At 65.5% G+C, this 21,187-nt stretch carries 15 protein-coding genes and 1 pseudogene; 5 read left to right on the top strand and 11 right to left on the bottom strand.

The window, feature by feature from the left end; translation table 11 throughout:
- The first annotated feature begins 145 nt into the window (after nucleotides 1–145).
- Both F753_RS31725 and F753_RS31730 read left to right on the top strand, forming a co-directional pair.
- Nucleotides 146–985 (top strand): AraC family transcriptional regulator, encoded by an 840-nt coding sequence (locus F753_RS31725; RefSeq protein ID WP_023444637.1) that lies wholly within the window; start codon nucleotides 146–148, stop codon nucleotides 983–985.
- Between the two features lie 109 nt (nucleotides 986–1,094).
- Nucleotides 1,095–1,682: a LysE family translocator gene (locus tag F753_RS31730; RefSeq protein WP_023444638.1), complete on the top strand. Its 588-nt coding sequence runs from the start codon at nucleotides 1,095–1,097 to the stop codon at nucleotides 1,680–1,682.
- A gap of 51 nt (nucleotides 1,683–1,733) precedes the next feature.
- On the opposite strand, the gene rhlE1 is transcribed toward F753_RS31730, so the two are convergent.
- A complete protein-coding gene (rhlE1, locus tag F753_RS31735; RefSeq protein WP_023444639.1) occupies nucleotides 1,734–3,059 on the bottom strand; it encodes an RNA helicase RhlE1 in 1,326 nt (441 codons plus the stop codon).
- A gap of 209 nt (nucleotides 3,060–3,268) precedes the next feature.
- Here rhlE1 and F753_RS49935 point away from each other — a divergent pair.
- The 3 genes and pseudogenes from F753_RS49935 to rimA form a co-directional block, all read left to right on the top strand.
- A pseudogene (locus tag F753_RS49935) lies at nucleotides 3,269–4,087 on the top strand (cation:proton antiporter domain-containing protein); the annotation flags it as partial.
- A 28-nt stretch (nucleotides 4,088–4,115) separates the two neighbouring features.
- Nucleotides 4,116–4,964: an NAD-binding protein gene (locus F753_RS49940; RefSeq protein ID WP_245218626.1), complete on the top strand. Its 849-nt coding sequence runs from the start codon at nucleotides 4,116–4,118 to the stop codon at nucleotides 4,962–4,964.
- 69 nt (nucleotides 4,965–5,033) lie between these two features.
- Nucleotides 5,034–5,846, top strand: coding sequence for a S6 modification regulatory phosphodiesterase RimA (gene rimA, locus F753_RS31745; RefSeq protein WP_023444643.1), 813 nt, complete (start codon nucleotides 5,034–5,036; stop codon nucleotides 5,844–5,846).
- 2 nt (nucleotides 5,847–5,848) lie between these two features.
- On the opposite strand, the gene F753_RS31750 is transcribed toward rimA, so the two are convergent.
- The 10 genes from F753_RS31750 to F753_RS31795 all read right to left on the bottom strand — a co-directional run bounded on the left by F753_RS31750 (nucleotide 5,849) and on the right by F753_RS31795 (nucleotide 21,024).
- Nucleotides 5,849–6,529: a type 1 glutamine amidotransferase domain-containing protein gene (locus F753_RS31750; protein ID WP_023444644.1), complete on the bottom strand. Its 681-nt coding sequence runs from the start codon at nucleotides 6,527–6,529 to the stop codon at nucleotides 5,849–5,851.
- Nucleotides 6,530–6,651: 122 nt separating this feature from the next.
- Complete coding sequence (locus F753_RS31755; protein ID WP_023444645.1) at nucleotides 6,652–8,541, bottom strand: methyl-accepting chemotaxis protein; 1,890 nt, start codon at nucleotides 8,539–8,541, stop codon at nucleotides 6,652–6,654.
- Nucleotides 8,542–8,730: 189 nt separating this feature from the next.
- Nucleotides 8,731–10,191 carry a sodium-dependent transporter gene (locus tag F753_RS31760; protein ID WP_023444646.1) on the bottom strand — a complete coding sequence of 487 codons (1,461 nt, stop codon included), beginning with the start codon at nucleotides 10,189–10,191 and terminating at the stop codon, nucleotides 8,731–8,733.
- Nucleotides 10,192–10,272: 81 nt separating this feature from the next.
- Nucleotides 10,273–10,932: a maleylacetoacetate isomerase gene (gene maiA, locus F753_RS31765; protein ID WP_023444647.1), complete on the bottom strand. Its 660-nt coding sequence runs from the start codon at nucleotides 10,930–10,932 to the stop codon at nucleotides 10,273–10,275.
- Complete coding sequence (locus tag F753_RS31770) at nucleotides 10,922–11,905, bottom strand: fumarylacetoacetate hydrolase family protein (protein WP_023444648.1); 984 nt, start codon at nucleotides 11,903–11,905, stop codon at nucleotides 10,922–10,924. The genes maiA and F753_RS31770 overlap by 11 nt, the downstream gene beginning before the upstream one ends.
- On the bottom strand, nucleotides 11,905–13,044 hold the full coding sequence (locus tag F753_RS31775; protein WP_023444649.1) for a homogentisate 1,2-dioxygenase: 1,140 nt from the start codon (nucleotides 13,042–13,044) through the stop codon (nucleotides 11,905–11,907). Before F753_RS31775 ends, F753_RS31770 begins: the two co-directional genes overlap by 1 nt.
- A gap of 166 nt (nucleotides 13,045–13,210) precedes the next feature.
- Nucleotides 13,211–14,296 carry a 4-hydroxyphenylpyruvate dioxygenase gene (gene hppD, locus F753_RS31780; protein WP_023444650.1) on the bottom strand — a complete coding sequence of 362 codons (1,086 nt, stop codon included), beginning with the start codon at nucleotides 14,294–14,296 and terminating at the stop codon, nucleotides 13,211–13,213.
- Between the two features lie 410 nt (nucleotides 14,297–14,706).
- Complete coding sequence (locus F753_RS31785; protein ID WP_023444651.1) at nucleotides 14,707–16,116, bottom strand: sodium-dependent transporter; 1,410 nt, start codon at nucleotides 16,114–16,116, stop codon at nucleotides 14,707–14,709.
- A gap of 128 nt (nucleotides 16,117–16,244) precedes the next feature.
- Nucleotides 16,245–17,339 carry a Glu/Leu/Phe/Val dehydrogenase dimerization domain-containing protein gene (locus F753_RS31790; protein ID WP_023444652.1) on the bottom strand — a complete coding sequence of 365 codons (1,095 nt, stop codon included), beginning with the start codon at nucleotides 17,337–17,339 and terminating at the stop codon, nucleotides 16,245–16,247.
- 214 nt (nucleotides 17,340–17,553) lie between these two features.
- A complete protein-coding gene (locus F753_RS31795) occupies nucleotides 17,554–21,024 on the bottom strand; it encodes an indolepyruvate ferredoxin oxidoreductase family protein (protein WP_023444653.1) in 3,471 nt (1,156 codons plus the stop codon).
- Nucleotides 21,025–21,187: the final 163 nt, after the last annotated feature.

The following is a 21,187-nucleotide window of genomic DNA, read 5'->3' on the forward strand; positions in this document are numbered from 1 at the left end:
ACTCGAATCAGTGGCCGCGTGATGACGCCGACATCCGCGGTGCAGCCGCCAGCCCGCAGCGTTGCACGAATGTTCCAGACCGGCCACGCTCGCGGGGCGACACTGTGTCGCGCAGCATCGCCGCCTTGCGTTTCACGGAGCCGTCATGGGTACAGCTGACTGGATCGATCTGAAGAAGGATGCCGAAACCGGTATCGAGACGATCCGTGCGCACTTCGAAGGTCATGCCTACGACCCGCACTTCCATGACAGCTACCTGATCGGCTTCACCGAACAGGGTGTTCAGCAGTTTCACTGCCGCCGGACGCTGCACAGCAGCACGCCAGGGCAGGTGTTTCTGCTCGAACCCGGCGAGCTGCACGACGGCCACGCGCCGACACCCGGTGGCTTCACCTATTCGATGCTCTACCTCGACCCGCACTGGATCGAGCGCGAACTGCGCGCGCTGTTCGAGGATGCGCCCAACCAGTGTCAGCCGGCATTCGCCAAGACGCTGGAAAGCGAGCCGGCGCTGGTGACGGTGATTGCCGACGCCTTCCAGGCCTTGCAAAGCCAGGACCTGCGCATCGTTCGCCAGGCCGCGCTGGACGCGCTGCTGGGCAAGCTGGCGCGGCACCTGGCATGGCGACCGCGGCTGACTGCAGACCCACGCCTGCCGACTGTGGCGCTGCGGGCACGGGACTATCTGCATGCACACATGGACCAGGATCTGGGGCTGGACGATCTGGCGCGGGCCACCGGTGTCGATCGCTTCAGGCTATCGCGGGCGTTCAAGGCGGCCTTCGGCCTGGCGCCGCATGCCTATCTGGTCCAGCTGCGCCTGGCCAAGGCCCGTCGCCTGCTCGCAGCCGGCCAGCCACCGGCGCTGGTGGCGATGAGCCTCGGTTTCGCCGATCAGAGCCACATGGGCCGCTGGTTCCGCCGCGCCTACGGGCTGACACCGGCGCACTACCGCAGACGCTGCTCGAATCTTCCAGACCGCTGAGCCAACAGGCGCGAGCATTCGGGCATCCGCCACCCACGGAGCCGACCAGCATGCCTCGCCTCGCCGCCACCCCCGGATCATTCGCCACGCTCTTCATGGAGCAGCCGTCATGAGCCAGCTGCTGCCTTTCGTGCTGTTCGCCTTCGTCGCCTCGATCACGCCGGGGCCAACCAACATTCTGGTACTGAGCAACAGCTGGCGCTTCGGTCTGGGAGCAGCCATGCCAATCATTTTCGGCGCCTGCTCGGCTGCGGCATCGATCGTACTGCTGGTGGGCCTGGGTGCCGGCGAATGGTTGCTGCATCATCCGCAGTTGCAGCAGCTCATGAGCTGGCTCGGTCTGGCCTGGCTGCTCTACCTGGCCTGGCAGATCGCCCGCAGCCCGGCCGGGCCGGTCGAGGCCGACGCCGCGCCGCGCCGGCTCGGCGCGCTGGGCGCCGCCGGCCTGCAACTGGTCAATCCGAAGGTGTGGATGATGGCGCTGGCGGTGGTTGGCGTGTTCAGCGGCGGCGCTGCCGACGCGGGGCTTTACGCCATTCACGCCCTGCTGTTCTTTCTGATCGCCCTGCCTTGCCTGGCAGCCTGGGCACTGCTTGGTGTCGGCGCGGCGAAGCTGCTGCACTCGGCAGCGCATATGCGCCGGTTCAACTACGCCATGGCGCTGCTCTTGGTGGTGTCGGCACTGCTGAGTCTGTGACCTGCATTACCGGTGGAAACGGCTTCGCCGTTTTTCCACCCTGCGCTGCGATCAGCGCTTCTTCGCCGGCTTGCCGCCGCCAAGGCTCGGCACCTTGCGAATCGGCCTGGCGTTGGGCTTTTCGCTCTCGTCGAACCAGTTGCCGAGATGAATCTTGCCCTTGCCGCCGCCGTCCTTCGGCTTTTTCGGTTTCTTCGGCTTCTTGATGATCTGCCCGCCCAGCGTGGTGGTCGGCACGCGATGATCCGGCACGAAGCCCAGCTCGTCGTGGCGCGGCAGCACCTGGTTGATCAGGGTTTCGATAGCGGCGAGCTGATCGACCTCATCGGCGCTGACCAGCGATACCGCCTCGCCCGTGGCACCTGCCCGACCGGTGCGGCCGATGCGGTGCACGTAGTCCTCGGCGACGATCGGCAGGTCGAAGTTGACCACCTGCGGCAGATCATGGATGTCCAGCCCGCGCGCGGCGACGTCGGTCGCCACCAGCACCTGCACTTCGCCCGCCTTGAAGCGCTCCAGCGCACGCAGCCGCGAGGCCTGAGGCTTGTCGCCGTGGATCGCATCGCTGGAAATGCCCGCAGCCTGCAGCTCGTCCACCAGCTGATCGACACCCTTGCGCGTCTTGACGAACACCAGCACCTGGCCCCAGCGCTTGTCCGCCAGCAGATGCAGGAACAGCTCGGACTTGCGCTTCTTGTCCACTGGCACCAGCCACTGCTTGACCGTCTTCGCCGCGGCGTTGCGTGGGCTGACCTCGACCGATAGCGGGTCGCGCAGCAGCTCGCGGGCCATCTGCCGGATCGCCTCGGAAAAGGTCGCGGAAAACAGCAGCGTCTGGCGCTTCTTCGGCAGGGCGGCGAACAGCTGATCCAGCTCATCGGCGAAGCCCAGATCGAGCATGCGATCGGCCTCGTCCAGCACCAGCGCCTGCAGCTGGTTGAAGCCCACGGCGTTCTGCCGGTAGAGATCGAGCAGGCGACCGGGCGTCGCCACCAGCACATCAATGCCCTTGCGCAGCGCCATCATCTGCGGGTTGATGCTGACACCGCCGTACACCGCGTAGGTGCGCAGCGGCAGGTTCTGCCCGTAGACACGAAAGCTCTCGTGGACTTGCTCGGCCAGCTCGCGGGTCGGCACCAGTACCAGTGCGCGCACCGAATTGCTCGCCACCTTGGCGCCTTCCATGGTCAGGCGCTGCAGCAACGGCAGGGCGAAGCCAGCGGTCTTGCCGGTGCCGGTCTGCGCCGCCGCCATCAGGTCGCGGCCCTTGAGCACGGCGGGAATGGCTTCGATCTGCACCGGCGTCGGCTTGCGGTAATCGAGGGTTTCCAGGGTCCGCAGCAGCGGATCGATCAGGCCCAGGGTGGCGAAGGTCATGGCAGGCTCGCAGCGCCGTTTCGGCGGGATGAAAAAGGGCGGATTCTAGCAGCAGGCAGGGCACATCGGCTCACCAGCCGATTGCAGGCGGGCCAGGCGATGCCTTGCTGTCACAGTTTCATACGCTACCGCGCTGGTAGCTGGCCAACGCCTGCCGCAGGATAGGCAGAGCGCCGCGGCGCCGTCACATCAACCGCACGGAGACCCTGATGGAAGCGCTACTCGCCCACGGCCCCTTCGCCGAATTCGCCCTGCTGCTGATCGTTTCCGCGGTGGTCGGGGCGATTGCCGTGAGCCTGCGCCAGCCACTGCTGATTTCCTACATCGTGGTCGGCATACTGCTTGGCCCGGCGGTGTTCGGCCCGGTCAACGCCGCCGAACAGATCCATCTGCTGGCCGAGATCGGCGTCGCCGTGCTGTTGTTCGTGGTCGGGCTCAAGCTGGACCTCGCGCATATCCGCAATATCGGGCCGGTGGCGCTGGCCACGGGGCTCGGGCAGCTGACCTTCACCATCGTCTTCGGCTTCGCGCTCACGCTGCTGATGGGTAAGAGCACCATGGAGGCGATATACATCGCCGTGGCGCTGACCTTTTCCAGCACCATCATCATCGTCAAGCTGCTCTCGGACAAACACGAACTGGACTCGCTGCACGGGCGCATCGCCGTCGGCTTCCTGATCGTCCAGGACCTCGCCGTGGTGCTGGCGATGATGACCATGAGCGCCCTGCGCGGCGCCGGCGATGCCGGCTGGGCCGAGGTCTCGGGCTCGCTGCTACTGCGTCTGGCAGGTGCTGCGATCCTGATGTACGTGCTGATGCGCTACGTGCTGCCGCCGCTGGTCAGCCGCATGGCGCGCTCGCAGGAGCTGCTGCTGATCTTCGCCATTGCCTGGGGTACCGGACTTGCCGCGCTGGGCGACTACGTCGGTTTCAGCAAGGAGGCCGGGGCATTCGTCGCCGGCTTTTCGCTGGCCTCGACGGCCTATCGTGAAGCGATGAACGCGCGCCTGACCGGCATCCGCGACTTCATGTTGCTGTTCTTCTTCATCGACCTCGGTGGCCGGCTGGATTTCTCCACGCTCGGCCAACGAGATCCTGCCGGCCATCGTGCTGGCGCTGTTCGTACTGATCGGCAATCCGCTGATCGTCATGGCGATCATGGGCTACATGGGTTATCGCAAGCCCACCGGCTTTCTCGCGGGGCTGACCGTCGCGCAGATCAGCGAGTTCTCCATCGTCTTCGTCGCCATGGGCATCACCCTCGGCCATGTCGGGCCGGAAGCGCTGGGGCTGACCACGCTGGTCGGCTTGGTGACGATCATGCTCTCGACCTACATGATTCTGTTCTCACAACCGCTTTACGAACGGCTGGCGCCCTGGCTCGGCGTGTTCGAGCGCAAACGCCCCTATCGCGAGCTGGAAGTGGAGGCTCTGGGGAAGCCGCAGGGCCATCCGCGCATCATCGTCTTCGGCCTGGGCCGCTATGGCTCGCGTCTGCTGCAGCAGCTGGCCGCGGCACGACTGCCGGTGCTCGGCGTGGATTTCGACCCGGAAGCCGTTCGCACGCTGCGCGGCAGCAAGCTGCCGGTACGTTTCGGCGATGGCGAGGATCCGAGTTTTCTCGAATCGCTGCCGCTGCAGCATGCCGAATGGGTGGTCACCAGTTTTCCGCAGTGGGAGGCCAATCGCGCCTTTCTGCATGCGCTCAAGCATGCCGGTTTCCAGGGCAAGATCGCCGGCGTGGTGCGCGACGATCAGCATGGCAAGGCGCTGGATGCGGCCGGCGTCGCCCGCGTACTGAACCCCTTCACCGATGCGGCAGACTTCGCCGCGCGCAGCCTGATCGAAGAGCTGGGGTCGACACCCAGACCGCCGACAGACCAGGTGCCCACACGCCCTGTCTGACCGGCGGACTTCAGTCGCCGCCAGCGCAGCCGTTAACCTGCAATCCACCGGCCCCAATCGAGTGCGCCCATGAGTTCGAGCAACACCAGCAGCATCCCTGCCCCAGATGCCTATCCGTGCCACGGCGCCGCCGAGCACGGCGCCTGCCCCAGCTGCGCCAGTGGCGAGCGTCTGGGCTTCGGCTTCAGCTACGCCTTCCAGCCGATCATCGATCTGCACGACCGGCAGATCTTCGCCCATGAGGCGCTGGTCCGCGGCGTCGGCGGCGAACCAGCCCCCACCGTGCTGTCGCAAGTCACCGAGCAGAATCGCTTCCGTTTCGATCAGGCCGGCCGGGTCAAGGCGATCAAGACCGCGTCCAGGCTGGGCATGCAGAGCAAGCTGTCGATCAATTTCATGCCCAACGCGATCTACCGCCCCGAGCTGTGCATCCGCTCGACGCTGGAAGCCGCCCGTGCCCACGATTTTCCCATCGAGCAAATCATCTTCGAGACCGTCGAAGACGAGCGCATCAACGACGGCAAGTGGCTGACCGAGGTGTTCCGCGAATACCAGCGCATCGGCTTTCTCACCGCCATCGATGACTTCGGTGCGGGCTTTGCCGGGCTCAATCTGCTGGCCGATTTCCAGCCGGACATCATCAAGCTGGACATGGACCTGATCCGCGGCATCGACCAGAGCCGCACGCGTCAGGCCATCGTCCGGGCGACGGTGGGGATGTGTGAGGAGTTGGGTATCAAGGTGATCGGCGAAGGCGTGGAAACCGCCGACGAATGCAGCGCCCTGTTCGATCTGGGCATCTATCTGATGCAGGGCTACCTGTTCAGCCGGCCGCTGTTCGAGGCCTGTGGCCAGGCGGAACAGCTCGCCTGGCCGCAGTGAGTTCAGCCGCGCAGCAGCTTGAGCAGTTCCTCTGCCGCCGCTTCCGATGAGGCCGGGTTCTGCCCGGTCACCAGCAGCCCGTCGACCTGCACGTAAGGCGCCCAGTCAGCGCCCTTGCTGTACTGGCCACCGCGTTCACGCAGGCGGTCTTCCAGCAGAAACGGCACCACCTCGGTCAGCTCCACACCGGCTTCCTCGCCATTGGTGAAGCCGGTGACCCGCTTGCCCTTGACCAGATACTCGCCATCCTTGCCGCGCACCTCGGTCAGTGCCGCCGGTGCATGGCAGACCGCGGCCACCGGCTTGTCGGCCTTGACGAAGGACTCGATCAGGGCGATGGAGGTCGGGTTGTCCACCAGATCCCACAGCGGGCCGTGGCCACCGGGGTAGAACACCGCGTCGAAATCCTCCGCCGAGACCTGATCCAGACGATAGGTGTTGGCCAGCAGCGTCTGCGCCTCGCCATCCCCGTTGAAGCGCTCGGTGGCCTCGGTCTGGGCGTCGGGTTCGTCGCTCTTCGGGTCGAGCGGCGGCTCGCCACCCTCGGGCGAAGCAAGCACCACCTGCGCGCCGGCATCCATGAAGACGTAATACGGCGCGGCGAATTCCTCCAGCCAGAAGCCGGTCTTTTTGCCGGTGTCACCCAGCTGGTCGTGGGACGTGAGCACGATAAGAATTTTCATGGAGCCTCCTTGTTGAAGCGCGACGTGAACAGTTGAGACTGCCGCCGCGGGCACATTGCTCCGCGGCCAAATCACATACATGAAAAAGGGCGCCGAAGCGCCCTCAAGAATCACCGTTCCGGTCAGATCCGGAAGCTGTCCACCAGCTGCTTCAGGCGGCGCGCCTGCTGATCCAGATCGCCGCAGGCGCGCAGGGTCGACTGCAGGTTCTCCACGCCTTGCTGGTTCAGCGTGTTGATCTCGGTGATGTCCATGTTCAGCGACTCGATCACCGCGGTCTGCTCCTCGGTGGCGGTGGCCACCGACTGGTTCATGCCGTCGATCTCGCCGATGCGCTGGGTCACCTCGCCGAGGCGCTCGCCGGCGCGGTCGGCGATGGAGACGCTGGACTCACTCTGCCGCTGGCTTTCGGTCATGGTCTGCACCGAGGCGCCGGCACCGACCTGCAGCTGCTCGATCATCTGCTGGATTTCCTGCGCCGAGCTCTGGGTGCGATGCGCAAGGTTGCGCACCTCGTCGGCGACCACGGCAAAGCCGCGTCCCGCCTCGCCGGCCCGCGCCGCCTCGATGGCGGCGTTCAGCGCGAGCAGGTTGGTCTGCTCGGAAATGCCCTTGATCACCTCGAGAATCTGGCCGATGTCCACGGTCTTGGCATTGAGTGCCTCGATCTGCCCGCAGGACGCGCTGATCTTCGCCGACAGCTCGCGCATGGCGGCGATGTTCTGCTCGACCACCTGACGGCCGTCATCGGCCTGATGCCGCGCATTGCTGGCGTGTTGCGAGGCATCGGCGGCATTGCGGGCGATTTCCTGCGCCGCGGCACCCAGTTCGTTGATCGCCGCCGCGACGCTGTTGGTGCGGCTGGCCTGCTCGTCGGAGTTGGCCATCGAGGCATTCGAGGCATTGAGCACGCGCTGCGCCACCTCGTGGACTTGCAGCGTGGTCGAGGACACTTCGCGGATCGAGGCATGAATGCGCTCGACGAAGCGGTTGAAGGCCATCGCCAGCTCGCCGAACTCGTCCCGGGATTGCACATCCAGGCGCCGGGTCAGGTCGCCCTCGCCCTCGGCGATATTGGCCATGGCGCGGCCCATATCGGTAAGCGGACGCATGAGCACGCGGATCAGCATGCCCAACAGTGCCAGGATGAACGCCACCGCAACGACGGTGGCGATCAGCGCGGTGGTACGGAAGCTGGTTAGGCTGGCGTAGGCCTTGTCACGATCCAGCGAGATGCCGACGTACCATTTCACCGACGGCAACCCCTGCACCGGGCTGAAGCCCAGCACGCGCGGCGTGCCATTGAGTTCGGCCTCGACATAGCGGCTGTCGAGCGACGGGGTGTTCTGCGGATAGATGTCGCTTAGCGACTTCATCACCATCTGCTGGTTGGGGTGGACCAGCACCTTGCCATCGCCGCTGATCAGGAAGGCATAGCCCATGCCGTCGAAATCCAGCGCGTTGATGATCTCCACCAGCGCCTTGAGTCCCAGGTCGCCGCCGACCACACCAAGGGTCTGCGCCCCGCTCTTTGCCGGTGTCGCCACGGTGACCACCAGCTCGTTGAGCGAGGCGTCCATGTAAGGTTCGGTCAGCGTGGTGCCGTTCGCCGCGACCGCGTCCTGATACCAGGGACGCGTCCGCGCATCGTAGTCGGCCGGCATTTCCTCGTAGGGGCGCAGCAGGTAGCTGCCGTCCGCACCGCCGAGATAGGTGTACATGAACGTCGAGGTCAGGGCCGGCTGTTCCAGCAGGCTGGCCACTCGCTCCGCAGAACTGTCGCTCGCAATCGACTGCGCCGCACTCTCTACCAGCAGGATGCGGCCCGACAGCCAGTTCTCGATGTTGCGTGCGGTGACCTCGCCCATTTCATCGAGATAACTCTCGAGATTGGCGCGGATGGCATTGCGCTGCAGGTAATCGTTGTACAGGGTGAACAGCGCGAAGGTCGCGATCACCACCAGCGAAGCAGCCAGCAGAATCTTGTGGCTGAACTTGAGGCGACTGGGCATTTAGGCGTCCGTATGACTGACTTGGGTGCGCATCCTGCGGGTGATGCCATCCATGATCTCAGTCAGCTTTTCGGCAAGTCGCCGCAAAACTTGCCCCTTCGGTTTTGTTCGTGACCTTTCGGGCACACCATGAAAAACGCCAGCCTCGCGGCTGGCGTCGTTTCATGGCCCAGCAAGGCTGCGCTGGCGTCAGCGTCCCGCCAGCGCCGGCATCACCCGCGGACGCAACATCTCGCCAAGCACCGCCAGCGCACCGATCGCTCCGGCGATCCAGTACCAGCGCTGCAACGGGTCGAAGCCCAGCCAGCCAAGGGCATGCAGGAAGACCATGAGGATCAGCACCGGACAGACATAGCGCACCATGAACAGCCACAGCGCGTAGCCCAGCGGCGGCAGATTGAGCTCGTCGCGCATGATCTCGCTGCGCAGCGCGTAGCCGGCCAGCAGCACGGTGAAGATCCCGCCCAGCGGCATCATCCAGCGCGAGGTCAGGTAATCCAGCCAGTCGAAGAAGTTCTTGCCCATCGGCGTCCAGCCCGACATCAGGTTGAACGAGAGCATCGCCAGCAGGCTGATCACCAGCAGCACCACGCCGGAACCCATTGCCGCCTTGATCCGCGAAATGCCGTGCTTCTCGTTGAGGTAGGCAACGGTGGCCTCGATCATGGAGATCGCCGAGGTCAGCGCGGCGATCGACACCATGGCGAAGAACAGCACGCCGAAGGCCGTGCCGAACGGCATCTGCTGGAAGGCCAGCGGCAGGCTCATGAAGATCAGGCCGGGGCCGGCAGTCGGGTCCATGCCGTTGGCGAAGATGATCGGGAAGATCGCCAGGCCCGCCAGCAGCGCCACGCAGGTGTCGGCGATGGCGACCATGAAGGTGGTGCGGGCGATGGACTGGTTATCCGGGATGTACGAGCCGTAGGTGAGGATCGCGCCGGACGCCAGGCTGAGGGTGAAGAACGCGTGGCCGAGCGCGGCCAGCAGCGCCTCGCCGGTGATCTTCGAGGTATCGAAGCTGAACAGGAAGGCGAAGCCCTGATCGAAGCCGCCGCTGGTCACCGCATAACCCACGAGGATCAGCAGCAGCACGGCCAGCCCCGGCATCATCCAGCGCACCGCATTCTCGATACCCTTCTGCACGCCCTTGGCGACGATCCACAGGGTCAGCAGCGCAACCAGCAGGCTCCAGCCTCCGAGTTCCCAGGGGTTGGCGTTGTGCGCCTCGAACACCCCACCGAGCGCCTCGACGCTGGTGGCGGTCAGCGAGCCGTCGAGCATCTTCACCGTGTAGGCGAAGGCCCAGCCGGCGACCACGACGTAGAAGCAGAGGATCAGGAAGCCGGCGGTCATGGCCATGCCGCCCACCGCCTTCCACAGCGGATTGCCGTTGTTCTCGCGGACCACCCGGCCGATGGCGTCGATCGGGCTGCCACGGCCGCGGCGACCGATGGCGATCTCGCACATCATCACAGGTACGCCGATGGCGAGGATGCACAGCAGGTACATCAGTACGAAGGCACCACCGCCGAACTCGCCGGTGATGTAGGGAAATTTCCAGATGTTGCCCAGGCCCACGGCGGAGCCGGTTGCCGCGAGGATGAAGCCCCAGCGCGACAGCCAGAGGTTCTTCGGTTTTTCACGAGTCATACGTCACCTGTTTGTTGTTATCTGTGACGGGATCGGGACCGTCGCGCAGGGCGCGACGGCGTGCAAGGCGAATTCAGTCGTTCATTGAGCGTCGGGCTGCACCTCCGGCGCGGCCTGCTGGAAGGCCGGAAGCGTCTCGCAGCGTGCAACGATCTCGAGAATGCGTGGATACGCCGCGAGGTCACAGGCAAAACGGCGCGCATTGTATACCTGCGGCACCAGGCATGCCTCCAGATAACCTGGCCGATCGTTCAGGGAAAGCCTGCCATCGAAACATTCCAGGCCCGCTTCCACGGCGGCGAGCCCCTGACCGACCCAGTGCTGATACCACGCGTTCTTGGCCTCGTCGTCGACACCCAGTTCGGCGGAGAGATACTGCAACACACGCAGGTTGTTCAGCGGATGGATCTCGCAAGCGATGTGCATGGCCAGGGCGCGCACCTGGGCGCGGCGAACCGGATCGTCCGGCAGCAGCGCCGGCACCGGGAACACTTCTTCGAGGTATTCCAGAATCGCCAGCGACTGGCTGATGCGCGCCCCACCGTTGGCTTCGTCAACCAGCAACGGCACCAGCTGCTGCGGGTTGAGGGCGCGGTAATCGGCCGCACGCTGCTGGCCGCCATCCTTGACCAGATACACCGGCACCTGCCGGTAGGCCAGCCCCTTGAGGTTCAGCGCGATGCGCACCCGGTAGGCGGCACTGGAGCGCCAGTAACCGTAGAGCGTCAGCTCAGTGCTCATAGCGCTCGACCTGCTGATCGATGGCGCCGAAGATGCTCTGCCCGGCGGCATCGAACATCTCGATGCGCACCCGGTCGCCGAACTTGAGGAACGGCGTCTTCGCCTCGCCGTGCTCGATGACCTCGAGCATGCGCTTCTCGGCCAGGCAGGACGAGCCGGCACTGCGGTCGTAGTTCGACACGGTGCCCGAACCGATGATGGTGCCGGCGCCCAGCGGACGGGTGCGCGCGGCGTGGGCGACCAGGGTCGGGAAGTTGAAGGTCATGTCGGTGCCGGCATCCGGCTGGCCGAACAGCTCACCGTTGATATGCGAGACCAGAGGCCGATGCACCTTGCCGTCGCGCCAGGTTTCGCCCAGCTCGTCCGGCGTCACCGCCACCGGCGAGAAGCTCGACGATGGCTTGCTCTGGTAGAAGCCGAAGCCCTTGGCCAGCTCGCCGGGGATCAGGTTGCGCAGCGACACGTCGTTGACCAGCATCAGCAGCTGGATGTGCGCGGCCGCCTCGGCCGGCGTCGCACCCATGGGCACGTCGTCGGTGATCACCGCCAGTTCGCCTTCCAGATCGATGCCCCAGGCCTCGTCGGCCAGGCGGATCGGGCTGTGCGGCGGGATGAAGGCATCGGCGCCGCCCTGATACATCAGCGGATCGTGCCAGAAGGACTCCGGCATCTCGGCGCCGCGCGCCTTGCGCACCAGCTCGACGTGGTTGACGTAGGCGCTGCCGTCCGCCCAGTGATAGGCGCGCGGCAGCGGGCTGTGGCAGGCGGCCTGGTCGAAGGCGAAGGCGCCCTCCTCCAGCCCGTCGTTGAGGCGCTGGTAGACCGCTTCCAGCTTCGGCTTGCAGTACTGCCAGTCATCCAGCGCGGCCTGCAGCGTGGCGGCGACCTGCGGCACTTTCACCGCCTGGGCGAGATCACGGGAAACGACGACGAGCACGCCGTCGCGGCCCTGGTTGAGCGTTGCGAGTTTCATCAGGATTCCTTGCCCGGCGCACGCCAGGAGTTGACGTATTCGGGGACATCGACGGCTGCGGCAGCCTCGCCGACTTCCAGCGCGCGGCGGGTGTCGATCATCACCGCCACCTCGTCGGCAAAGGTCGCCGGGTCGGTGCTGGCCTTCTTCAGCGCCTTCGGATGCGGCCCGTGGGGGAAGCCGCAGGGGTGGAAGGTCACCATGCCCTGCTCGATGTTGTCGCGGCTGAAGAAGTTGCCGCGGTGGTAGAACAGCACTTCGTCGTAGTCGTCGTTGTTGTGGAAGAACGGCACCTTCAGCGCACCCGGATCGGATTCCACCGGCCGCGGCGTGAAGGTGCAGACCACGAAACCGTTGGCGACGAAGGTGGTGTGCGCCGACGGCGGCAGGTGGTAGCGATGGCTCATCAGCGGGCGGATGTCACGCCAGTTGAGCCGTACCACGGTGTTGTCGCCGTGCCAGCCGACCACGTCCAGCGGGTTGTACGGGTAGGTCACGATGGTGATCTGGTCGCGCCGCTTGATGCGGATCTGCCAGGGGTTCTCGTCCTGCTGCGCGCGGAAGGCGTCGTCCAGCCGCGGATGGTCGAGCACCGCGGCGTCGAAGATGGCGTGCGGGCCGACCAGGCCTTTTTCCGGCAGCTGGTAGGCGCCGTCGGTGTTCTCGATCAGCAGCATGAACACCGGCTGCGTCGCCTCGATGCGCCAGGCGGTGCCGCGCGGGATCATCAGGTAGTCGCCGTCGCGGAATTCCAGGTGGCCGAAGTCGCAGTAAAAATGCCCGGCGCCCTCGTGGATGAACAGCAGTTCGTCACCGTCACCGTTGCGCACCAGGTGGCGCATGGCGCCGTTGGTCTTCCACAGGCGCAGCTTGACGTCGGCATTGTGCAGCGCCAGCGGCGCCTGCAGCGGGCAGTCGCCTTCGCTAGGGATGTGATTGAAGTTGAAGGCGTGCGGGCGCAGCGGGCCTTCCCAGTCGATCCAGCCGGTCGGCGGATGCTTGTGATGCAGGTGCGAAGCCGGGCCGAAGAAGCCTTCGCGGCCCATTTCGCGCTCGTAGGTGCCCTGCGGAAAATCGCAGTGCGCCTGACGCGAACTCTCACCCTCGCGGATGGGGAAACTGATCCATTTGCGGCTCATGTGCCTCTCCTCGTGATACCGCGTGATCTGAATGGCGCTGCGGTGGTTGCCGATGCGTAGGGTGGAAGACTGCGAAGCATCTTCCACGCGTCTGTGTCGGCCACGCGAGATGTCGGCCGACCGAAACGCGTGGATGTGCTTCGCGACATCCACCCTACGACTGCCTTTACTCGCCCGCCTTGATCACGCCACGACGCACCTGGTCTTCCTCGATGGATTCGAACAGCGCCTTGAAGTTGCCTTCGCCGAAGCCCTGGTTGCCCTTGCGCTGGATGATTTCGAAGAAGATCGGGCCGATGACGGTGTTGGTGAAGATCTGCAGGAGGATGCCGTCATCGCCCGGCGCACCGTCGATCAGCAGGTTCAGCTCGCGTAGCTGGTCGAGCGGCTCGCCGTGGCCGGCGACGCGGGTATCGACCTTCTCGTAGTAGGTGTCCGGAGTGGTCATGAAGTCCACGCCGTTGGCACGCAGGCGGCGCACGGTCTCGTAGATGTCGTCGGTGGACAGTGCGATGTGCTGGATGCCCTCGCCGTGATATTCGCGGATGAATTCCTCGATCTGCGACTTGTCGTCGGCCGACTCGTTGATCGGGATGCGGATCTTGCCGCAGGGCGCGGTCATGGCACGGGAGAACAGGCCGGTCAGCTTGCCTTCGATGTCGAAGTAGCGAATCTCGCGGAAGTTGGCGATGCGCTCGTAGAAACCGGACCAGACATCCATCTGCCCACGCATGACGTTGTGGGTCAGGTGATCGATGCACATCAGGCCGACGGCATTGTCGTTCGGCGTACGGCCTTCGATGTACTCGAAGTCGACGTCGTAGATGCTCTTGTCGCCGTAGCGGTCGACGAGATACAGCAGCGAGCCGCCGATGCCTTCGACGCAGGGGATGTTCAGCTCGCCGAAGTTGGCGTGGCTGCCGACCAGCTTGGCGCCCTGGGATTCGACGTAGGCGGCGGCCTGCGCGGCGTTCTTCACCCGGAAGGCCATGGCGCAGGCGCTCGGGCCGTGCTTCTCGCCGAACTCGCGCACATGCCCGGTGGGGCTGCCGTTGAGCACGATGTTGATGTCGTGCTGCTGGAACAGCCAGACCTCCTTGGAGCGGTGCTTGGCGGTTTCGGTAAAGCCCATCTGGGTGAACAGCGTGCGCAGCTGCTCGATGCCCTCGGCATTCGGCGCGGTGAATTCGACGAACTCGAAGCCGTCGGTACCTATGGGATTGTGCTGTTCGATCTTGTTCACGGCGTTCATATCGCCTCCTGATTATTGTTGTGAGGACTGCCGCTGCACGGCTTGGCTGGCCCCATCACACCCCAGGCCAGGGCGGCGAACAATGCTGTTTACGGGCACGGAAAGCGGCTGGCCCCAGTCCTGCTGTCAGGTTTTCCTTACAGCGACTTTTTTGCTGAAAAGCCTGGCCCAGCGGCTTGCCAGGCGTAACGAAAAGCTGACGGCCTGGTGCGACAAGCTGCCGCACATGTCATTCAGCGCATGGCGTCGCGCATAAAAAAGGTGGGCTGAAGCCAACCCCACCAAGGCCTGCGTCGGCCTGCTATGGGAAGGACCTGAGCCCACCAAAACGGCTTCCTGAGAAGCCCGCAGCATTCTTGTAGGGTGGGCTTCAGCCCACCTGCGCGTACTGCACGGACGAACGTGATCCGCTAGATCAAACCCATGAGGTTGAGGAACACCAGCACGATGGCCACCGGAGTGCCGTAGCGCAACAGGTTCCACCAGGCCAGGAACAGGCCGTTGCTACGAATGCCGATCGCTTCGCTGACCACCTGTTTTTGCAGCACCCAGCCGGTGAACAGCACCGTGCCCAGCCCGCCCAACGGCATCAGCCAGTTGGTGGTCAGGTAGTCCAGGGTGTCGAAGAAGGTCTTGCCGAACAGCTGATAGTCCGCCCAGTGATTGAACGAGAACACGCTGCCCAGGCTCAGCAGCCAGAGCACCAGGCCGCTGCCCAGCACGGCCTTGGTCCGGCTGATACGGAAGCGCTCGGTGAGCCAGGCGATGCTCGGCTCGGAGAGCGAGATGGCCGACGTCAGCGCGGCGATCACCAGCATGATGAAGAACAGCCCACCGACGATTTGCCCCAGCGGCATCTGGCCAAAGGCGATCGGCAACGTGACGAAGATCAGTCCCGGCCCTGCCCCCGGCTCCAGGCCGTTGGCGAACACCAGCGGGAAGATCGCCAAGCCGGCCAGCAGCGCCACCGCGGTATCGGCCAGCGCCACCAGAATCGAGGTCTTGGCGATCGAGGTGCCTTCCGGCAGATAGGAGCCGTAGACCATCATCGCGCCGCAGCCCAGGCTCAGGGTGAAGAAGGCATGGCCGAGGGCAACCAGTACGCTTTGCGCGGTCAGCGCGGAGAAGTCCGGGACGAAGAGGAACTGCAGCGCCTGAGCGAATTCGCCTTCGATGGCGGCGTAGACCACCAGCACCAGCATCAACACGAACAGCCCGGGCATCAGAAAGCGCAGCGAACGCTCCAGCCCGCCGCGCACGCCAAAGCCGACGATCAGCATGGTCGCTGCCAGCACCAGCGTGGCACAGACCACCAGGCGCAGCGGGTCCGCCAGCAGCGCGCCGAACAGCTCACCACTGGCCTCCCCGCTGACTCCGGTGAAGGCGCCGCTGAAGGTCGCCGGCACATAGGCCAGCGCCCAGCCAGCGACCACCAGGTAGAAGCTCAGGATCAGAAACCCGGTCAGCCCGCCGAGCCAGCCCACCAAGCGCCAGCGCGAACTGGCGCCGGCCTCGCGCGCCAGCCGCGCCACGGCGCCATCAGGATTCGCCCGACCGCGACGGCCGATCATCACCTCGGTCATCAGCAGCGGAATGCCGATCAGGAGGATGCAGGCGAGGTAGACCAGAACGAAGGCGCCGCCGCCGTTCTGCCCGGTCACGTAGGGGAATTTCCAGATATTGCCCAGGCCCACAGCGGAGCCGGTGGCGGCGAGGAAGAACACCCAGCGGGAGGACCACAGGCCTCGGCTGGCGTTGTCCTGGATGCGTGCGCGCGCGCCGGCGAAGGTGCCGGCCGCGAGGCTGGTTTTATCAGTCATTGCGGATTCCTGCTTGTTGTTTTTGTCAGGGATGATGCGAACGAACGGAGCGGGCACGGCGCTGGCGATCAGAACCGGCCGCCCCGCTCAGTGAAGGCCGGCACGCCCGGGCGACCGGCCGTCAGGACTCATGAAGCCTGGCGCTTGAGTGCCTCGGCCTGCGGTACGCCGCCGGCGTGCAAGCGCTCCAGCGCCAGGCGATCGGCGATTACCGAGGTCGGCTCGCCGCTGGCAGCGGAGCGGGTGAATATCTCGCGCAGGGTGTCGCCGATGGCTTTCACATGAGCGTCGATCTGCGCGGCGCTGCCGCCGGTGCGCTGGTAGTAGACGTCGATGATGCCGCCGGCATTGATCGCATAGTCCGGCGCGTAGAGCTGGTTGCGCCGCTGCAATTCGATGCCGATCTCGGCGGTGGCCAGCTGGTTGTTGGCCGCCCCGGCGATCACCGGGGCGCGCAGCACTTCCAGGGTCTGCTCGTTGAGGATGCCGCCCATGGCGCAGGGCGCGAAAACGTCCACGTCCAGGCCGTAGATGTCCTGCGGGCGCACCACGTTGGCGCCCACTTCCTCCATCGCCTGCTTGACGTTGGCATCGAAGATGTCCGCCACCCACAGCTCGGCGCCGCCATCCTTCAGGTGCCGCGCCAGCCCCAGCCCGACATGGCCGACGCCCTGGATCGCCACCTTCAACCCGGTCAGATCGTCGCGACCAAGGCGCTGGCGCACCGCTTCCCTGAGGCCGACGAACACGCCATAGGCGGTGGATGGCGACGGGTCGCCGCTGGCGATGCTGCCATCCAGCGTGGTGCGTGGCGTGGCGCCGACCACATGACGGGTGCGCTGGGCGAAGGCCTGCATCTCGGCATCGCCGGTGCCGGAGTCGGCGGCGGTGATGTAGCGCCCGCCGAGGCTGTCGACGAAATCACCCATCGCATGCAGCAGCGCCTGGCTCTTGCCGGTGTGCGGATCACCGATGATCACCGCCTTGCCGCCGCCGAGCTTGAGTCCGGCCAGCGAGGATTTCAGCGTCATCCCGCGCGACAGGCGCAGCACATCGCGCAGGGCGTCGTCGTCATTGGCGTAGGGAAACATCCGGCAGCCACCCAGCGCCGGGCCGAGGCGCGTGTCGTGGATGGCGATGATGGCTTTCAGACCCGACGCCTGGTCATGACAGAAGACCACCTGTTCGTGGCGATCGAAGTCGGGGTGAGCGAAGACGGACATTTGGGTTACCTCGTTCTTGTTGGTCTGATGCTCTGCAGCCAGCAGAGCCTTGTTGTCTGGTACGGAGCTGCTCGTCAGAGCGGACTTGCCCCGTGAAACCGGGAGCGAACCCGTTACGCCTCAACCGGGTTCCTTCGCGGTCAAGACTGCTCCCACAACGCCCCTGCAGGGCCAACCCGTGGGAGCGGCCTCCACCGCGAACGGCGCCATCGCGCTAGGCCGCCGGCTGGAACAGCCGCACGCTCTGTACCTCGTCGCCCTTGGCCAGCTGCTCGCGGAGCAACTTCTCCTGCTGGTGGGCCTTGGCGATGGAGCGCTCCTTCACCGGGCCGTAGCCGCGGATCTGTTCCGGTAGCGCGGCGATGGCCACGGCGGTGCGGTAGTTGGTCGGCTTGAGCTGGGCCAGCAGCTCGTCCACGGTCTTCTCGTACTCCGTGATCAGCTGGCGCTCGACGCGGCGATCGTGGCCATAGCCGAACGGATCGAGCGGCGTGCCGCGCAGGAAGCGGAACTTGGCCAGCACGCCGAACAGGTTCAGCACCCACGGCCCCAGCTCACGCTTGCGCGGCTCGCCGGTGACGGGGTCACGCTTGGCCAGCCAGGCCGGGGCGAGGTGGAACTGCAGCCGGTAGTCGCCCTCGAACTGCGCCTCGAGCTGCTGGCGGAATTCCGGCTCACTGTAGAGGCGCGCTACCTCGTACTCATCCTTGTAGGCCAGGAGCTTGAAGTAGTAGCGGGCGACGGCCTTGGACAGCGCCAGATCGTCCGCGCTATCGGCCTCGCGCACACGCTCGACCAGCTGGCGATAGCGGCGCGCCAGCCCGGCGTTCTGGTAGCGGGTAAGGAAATCCACGCGCCACTCGACGATCTCTTCCAGGGTCTTGCAGATCGGCTCCGGTATTTCGGCCGGACGTGCCAGCTGTTCGACTGCTTCACGCTCTAGCACAGCACGGCGGCCCCAACGGAAGGCCTGCAGATTCAGCTTGGCGGCAACGCCATTGAGTTCGATGGCCTTCTCGATGGCCTCGGCGCTGATCGGCAGCAGCCCCTGCTGATAGGCGAAGCCGAGCAGGAACAGGTTGGTGGCGATGCTATCGCCGAGCAGCCGCGTGGCCAGGCGGGTGGCATCGACGAAGTGGGTCTTGTCGGCGCCGACCGCGTCGCTGATCGCCTGGCGCATGGCCGCGCCGGGCACCTGGGCATCGGGGTTGCGGGTGAACTCGGCGGTGGCCGATTCGTGGCTGTTCACCACGGCGTTGCTGATCTGCTCGTTGAGGCGGGTCAGTGACTCGTCGCCCGCCGCGACAATCAGGTCGCAGCCGAGCAGCAGATCGGCCTCACCGGCGGCGATGCGCACCGCGTAGATGTCGCTCTGCTTCGCGGCGATGCGCACGTGGGTGGTCACCGGGCCGAACTTCTGCGCCAGGCCGGCCTGGTCGAGCACCGTGCAGCCCTTGCCTTCCAGGTGCGCGGCCATGCCGAGCAGCGCGCCAAGGGTAGTCACACCGCTGCCGCCGACACCCGGAATCAGAACGTTCCATGGACGATCCAGCGTTGGGTGCTGCGGCTCGGGCAATGTCGCCGCCTCGATACCGCCGGCTACGGCTTCGGGCTTACGCAACCCGCCGCCATGCACGGTGACGAAGCTCGGGCAGAAGCCTTCGACGCAGGAAAAATCCTTGTTGCAGGCGTTCTGGTCGATCTCACGCTTGCGCCCAAGTTCGGTTTCCAGCGGCAGCACGGCCAGGCAGTTGGACTTCTCACCGCAGTCGCCGCAACCCTCGCAGACCGCCGGGTTGATAAAGGCGCGCTTGGCCGGGTCTTCCAGCTTGCCGCGCTTGCGCCGACGACGCTTCTCGGTGGCGCAGGTCTGGTCGTAGATGATCACCGAGACGCCCTTGAATTCGCGCAACTCGCGCTGCACGGCATCCAGTTCGCGGCGGTGATGGAAGCTGGTGATTGGCGCGAAGGTATCGCGGGTCGGGTACTTGTCCGGCTCGTCGCTGACCAGGGCAATGCGTTTGACCCCCTCGTGGAAGATCTGCCGGCTGAGCTGGTCGACGCGCAGCTCGCCGTCGATGGGCTGGCCGCCGGTCATGGCCACGGCATCGTTGTAGAGAATCTTGAAGGTGATGTTGACGCCGGCTGCCACTGCCGCACGCACCGCGAGGCTGCCGGAGTGGAAGTAGGTGCCGTCGCCGAGGTTCTGGAACATGTGCGGGGTGTCGGTGAACGGCGCCTGGCCGATCCAGTTGACGCCCTCGCCGCCCATCTGGGTGAAGGTCTCGGTGCGCCGGTCCATCCACTGCACCATGTAGTGACAGCCGATGCCGGCCGAGGCGCGGCTGCCTTCCGGCACCTTGGTCGAGGTGTTGTGCGGGCAGCCGGAGCAGTAGTGCGGCGTGCGCACGGTGCTGTAGCTGCGCGCGGCCAGGGCCTTCTCCTTGGCGGCGAGGAAGGCCAGGCGCGCCTGGATGGTATCGCTGGTGTAGATCGGCGCGAGGCGCTTGGCGATCACCCGGGCGATCATCGCCGGGGTCAGTTCGGCGAGGTTGGGCAGCAGCGAGGCGCCGTGCTCGTCGAATTCGCCGACCACCCGCGGACGCTTGCTGACCGGCCAGTTGTAGAGCTGCCCGGTGAGCTGGTCCTCGAGGATGCTGCGCTTTTCCTCGACCACCAGGATCTCGTCCAGCCCCTGGGCGAACTCGTGCACCGAGACCGGCTCCAGCGGCCAGCTCATGCCGACCTTGAGCACCCGCAGGCCGACCTGGGCACAGAGTGCTTCATCCAGGCCCAGGTCATCCAGCGCCTGGCGCACGTCCAGATAGGACTTGCCGGTGGTGATTATCCCTAAGCGCGGGTTGGGCGAGTCGAGCATCACCCGGTTGAGGTTGTTGGCCAGGGCGAAGGCCCGTGCCGCGTAGATCTTGTAGAGGTTGAGGCGCTTTTCCTGCACCAGCGGCGGGTCCGGCCAGCGGATGTGCACGCCGTCCTCGGGCAGCTGGAAGTCTTCGGGGATGCGTGTCTGCACGCGCAGCGGGTCGACCTCCACCACGGCGGAGGAATCGACGTTCTCGGCGATGGTCTTGAGCGCCACCCAGCAGCCGGAATAGCGCGACAGCTCCCAGCCGATGATGCCGTAGTCGAGGATTTCCTGAACGTTCGCCGGATTCAGCACCGGAATCGAGGCGGCGATGAAGGCATGCTCGCTCTGGTGCGGCAGCGTCGAGGACTTGCAGCCGTGGTCGTCGCCGGCCAGCAGCAGCACGCCGCCATTGGGCGAGACACCGGCGGCGTTGCCGTGCTTGAAGACGTCGCCGGCGCGGTCGACGCCCGGGCCCTTGCCGTACCACATGGCGAACACGCCGTCGTACTTGGCTCCGGGGAACAGGTTGGCCTGCTGGCTGCCCCACACGGCGGTGGCGGCCAGTTCCTCGTTGACACCCGGCTGGAAGTGGATGGCGTGCTGCTTGAGGTAGTCGCGGGCTTCCCAGAGGCTCTTGTCCAGCCCGCCGAGGGGCGAGCCGCGATAGCCGGAGATGAAGCCACCGGTATTCAAACCACGGGCCTGATCACGCTGATGCTGCAGCATCGGCAAGCGGGTCAGCGCCTGGGTGCCGGTGAGGTAAAGATGACCGGTAGCAAGCCGGTACTTGTCGTCCAGACGGATCTCGGCCAGAGACATGGGGCGCTCCTAATTTGTTGTTATCGGAGTCAGGGCAGCGTTGTTCGCTACCCGCCTGACGCAGTCATGGAGAAACCGCACGGTTGTTTCTCCACGCCGGCAATCGGCAGGGGATCACCCTACCGTCGCGTGTCGATTAACAGTCTGGCCGTGACGAAGAGAG

This window comes from Stutzerimonas chloritidismutans AW-1, from assembly GCF_000495915.1.
GTDB lineage: Bacteria > Pseudomonadota > Gammaproteobacteria > Pseudomonadales > Pseudomonadaceae > Stutzerimonas > Stutzerimonas chloritidismutans.

Excerpts from the sequence above, each read along its gene's own strand:
- F753_RS31790 (WP_023444652.1), bottom strand. The coding sequence starts at position 17,339 with ATGTCCGTCTTCGCTCACCCCGACTTCGATCGCCACGAACAGGTGGTC.
- rhlE1 (WP_023444639.1), bottom strand. The coding sequence starts at position 3,059 with ATGACCTTCGCCACCCTGGGCCTGATCGATCCGCTGCTGCGGACCCTG.
- rimA (WP_023444643.1), top strand. The coding sequence starts at position 5,034 with ATGAGTTCGAGCAACACCAGCAGCATCCCTGCCCCAGATGCCTATCCG.
- F753_RS31795 (WP_023444653.1), bottom strand. The coding sequence starts at position 21,024 with ATGTCTCTGGCCGAGATCCGTCTGGACGACAAGTACCGGCTTGCTACC.
- hppD (WP_023444650.1), bottom strand. The coding sequence starts at position 14,296 with ATGAACGCCGTGAACAAGATCGAACAGCACAATCCCATAGGTACCGAC.
- maiA (WP_023444647.1), bottom strand. The coding sequence starts at position 10,932 with ATGAGCACTGAGCTGACGCTCTACGGTTACTGGCGCTCCAGTGCCGCC.
- F753_RS31730 (WP_023444638.1), top strand. The coding sequence starts at position 1,095 with ATGAGCCAGCTGCTGCCTTTCGTGCTGTTCGCCTTCGTCGCCTCGATC.
- F753_RS31750 (WP_023444644.1), bottom strand. The coding sequence starts at position 6,529 with ATGAAAATTCTTATCGTGCTCACGTCCCACGACCAGCTGGGTGACACC.
- F753_RS31775 (WP_023444649.1), bottom strand. The coding sequence starts at position 13,044 with ATGAGCCGCAAATGGATCAGTTTCCCCATCCGCGAGGGTGAGAGTTCG.
- F753_RS31785 (WP_023444651.1), bottom strand. The coding sequence starts at position 16,116 with ATGACTGATAAAACCAGCCTCGCGGCCGGCACCTTCGCCGGCGCGCGC.
- F753_RS31755 (WP_023444645.1), bottom strand. The coding sequence starts at position 8,541 with ATGCCCAGTCGCCTCAAGTTCAGCCACAAGATTCTGCTGGCTGCTTCG.
- F753_RS31725 (WP_023444637.1), top strand. The coding sequence starts at position 146 with ATGGGTACAGCTGACTGGATCGATCTGAAGAAGGATGCCGAAACCGGT.
- F753_RS31770 (WP_023444648.1), bottom strand. The coding sequence starts at position 11,905 with ATGAAACTCGCAACGCTCAACCAGGGCCGCGACGGCGTGCTCGTCGTC.
- F753_RS31760 (WP_023444646.1), bottom strand. The coding sequence starts at position 10,191 with ATGACTCGTGAAAAACCGAAGAACCTCTGGCTGTCGCGCTGGGGCTTC.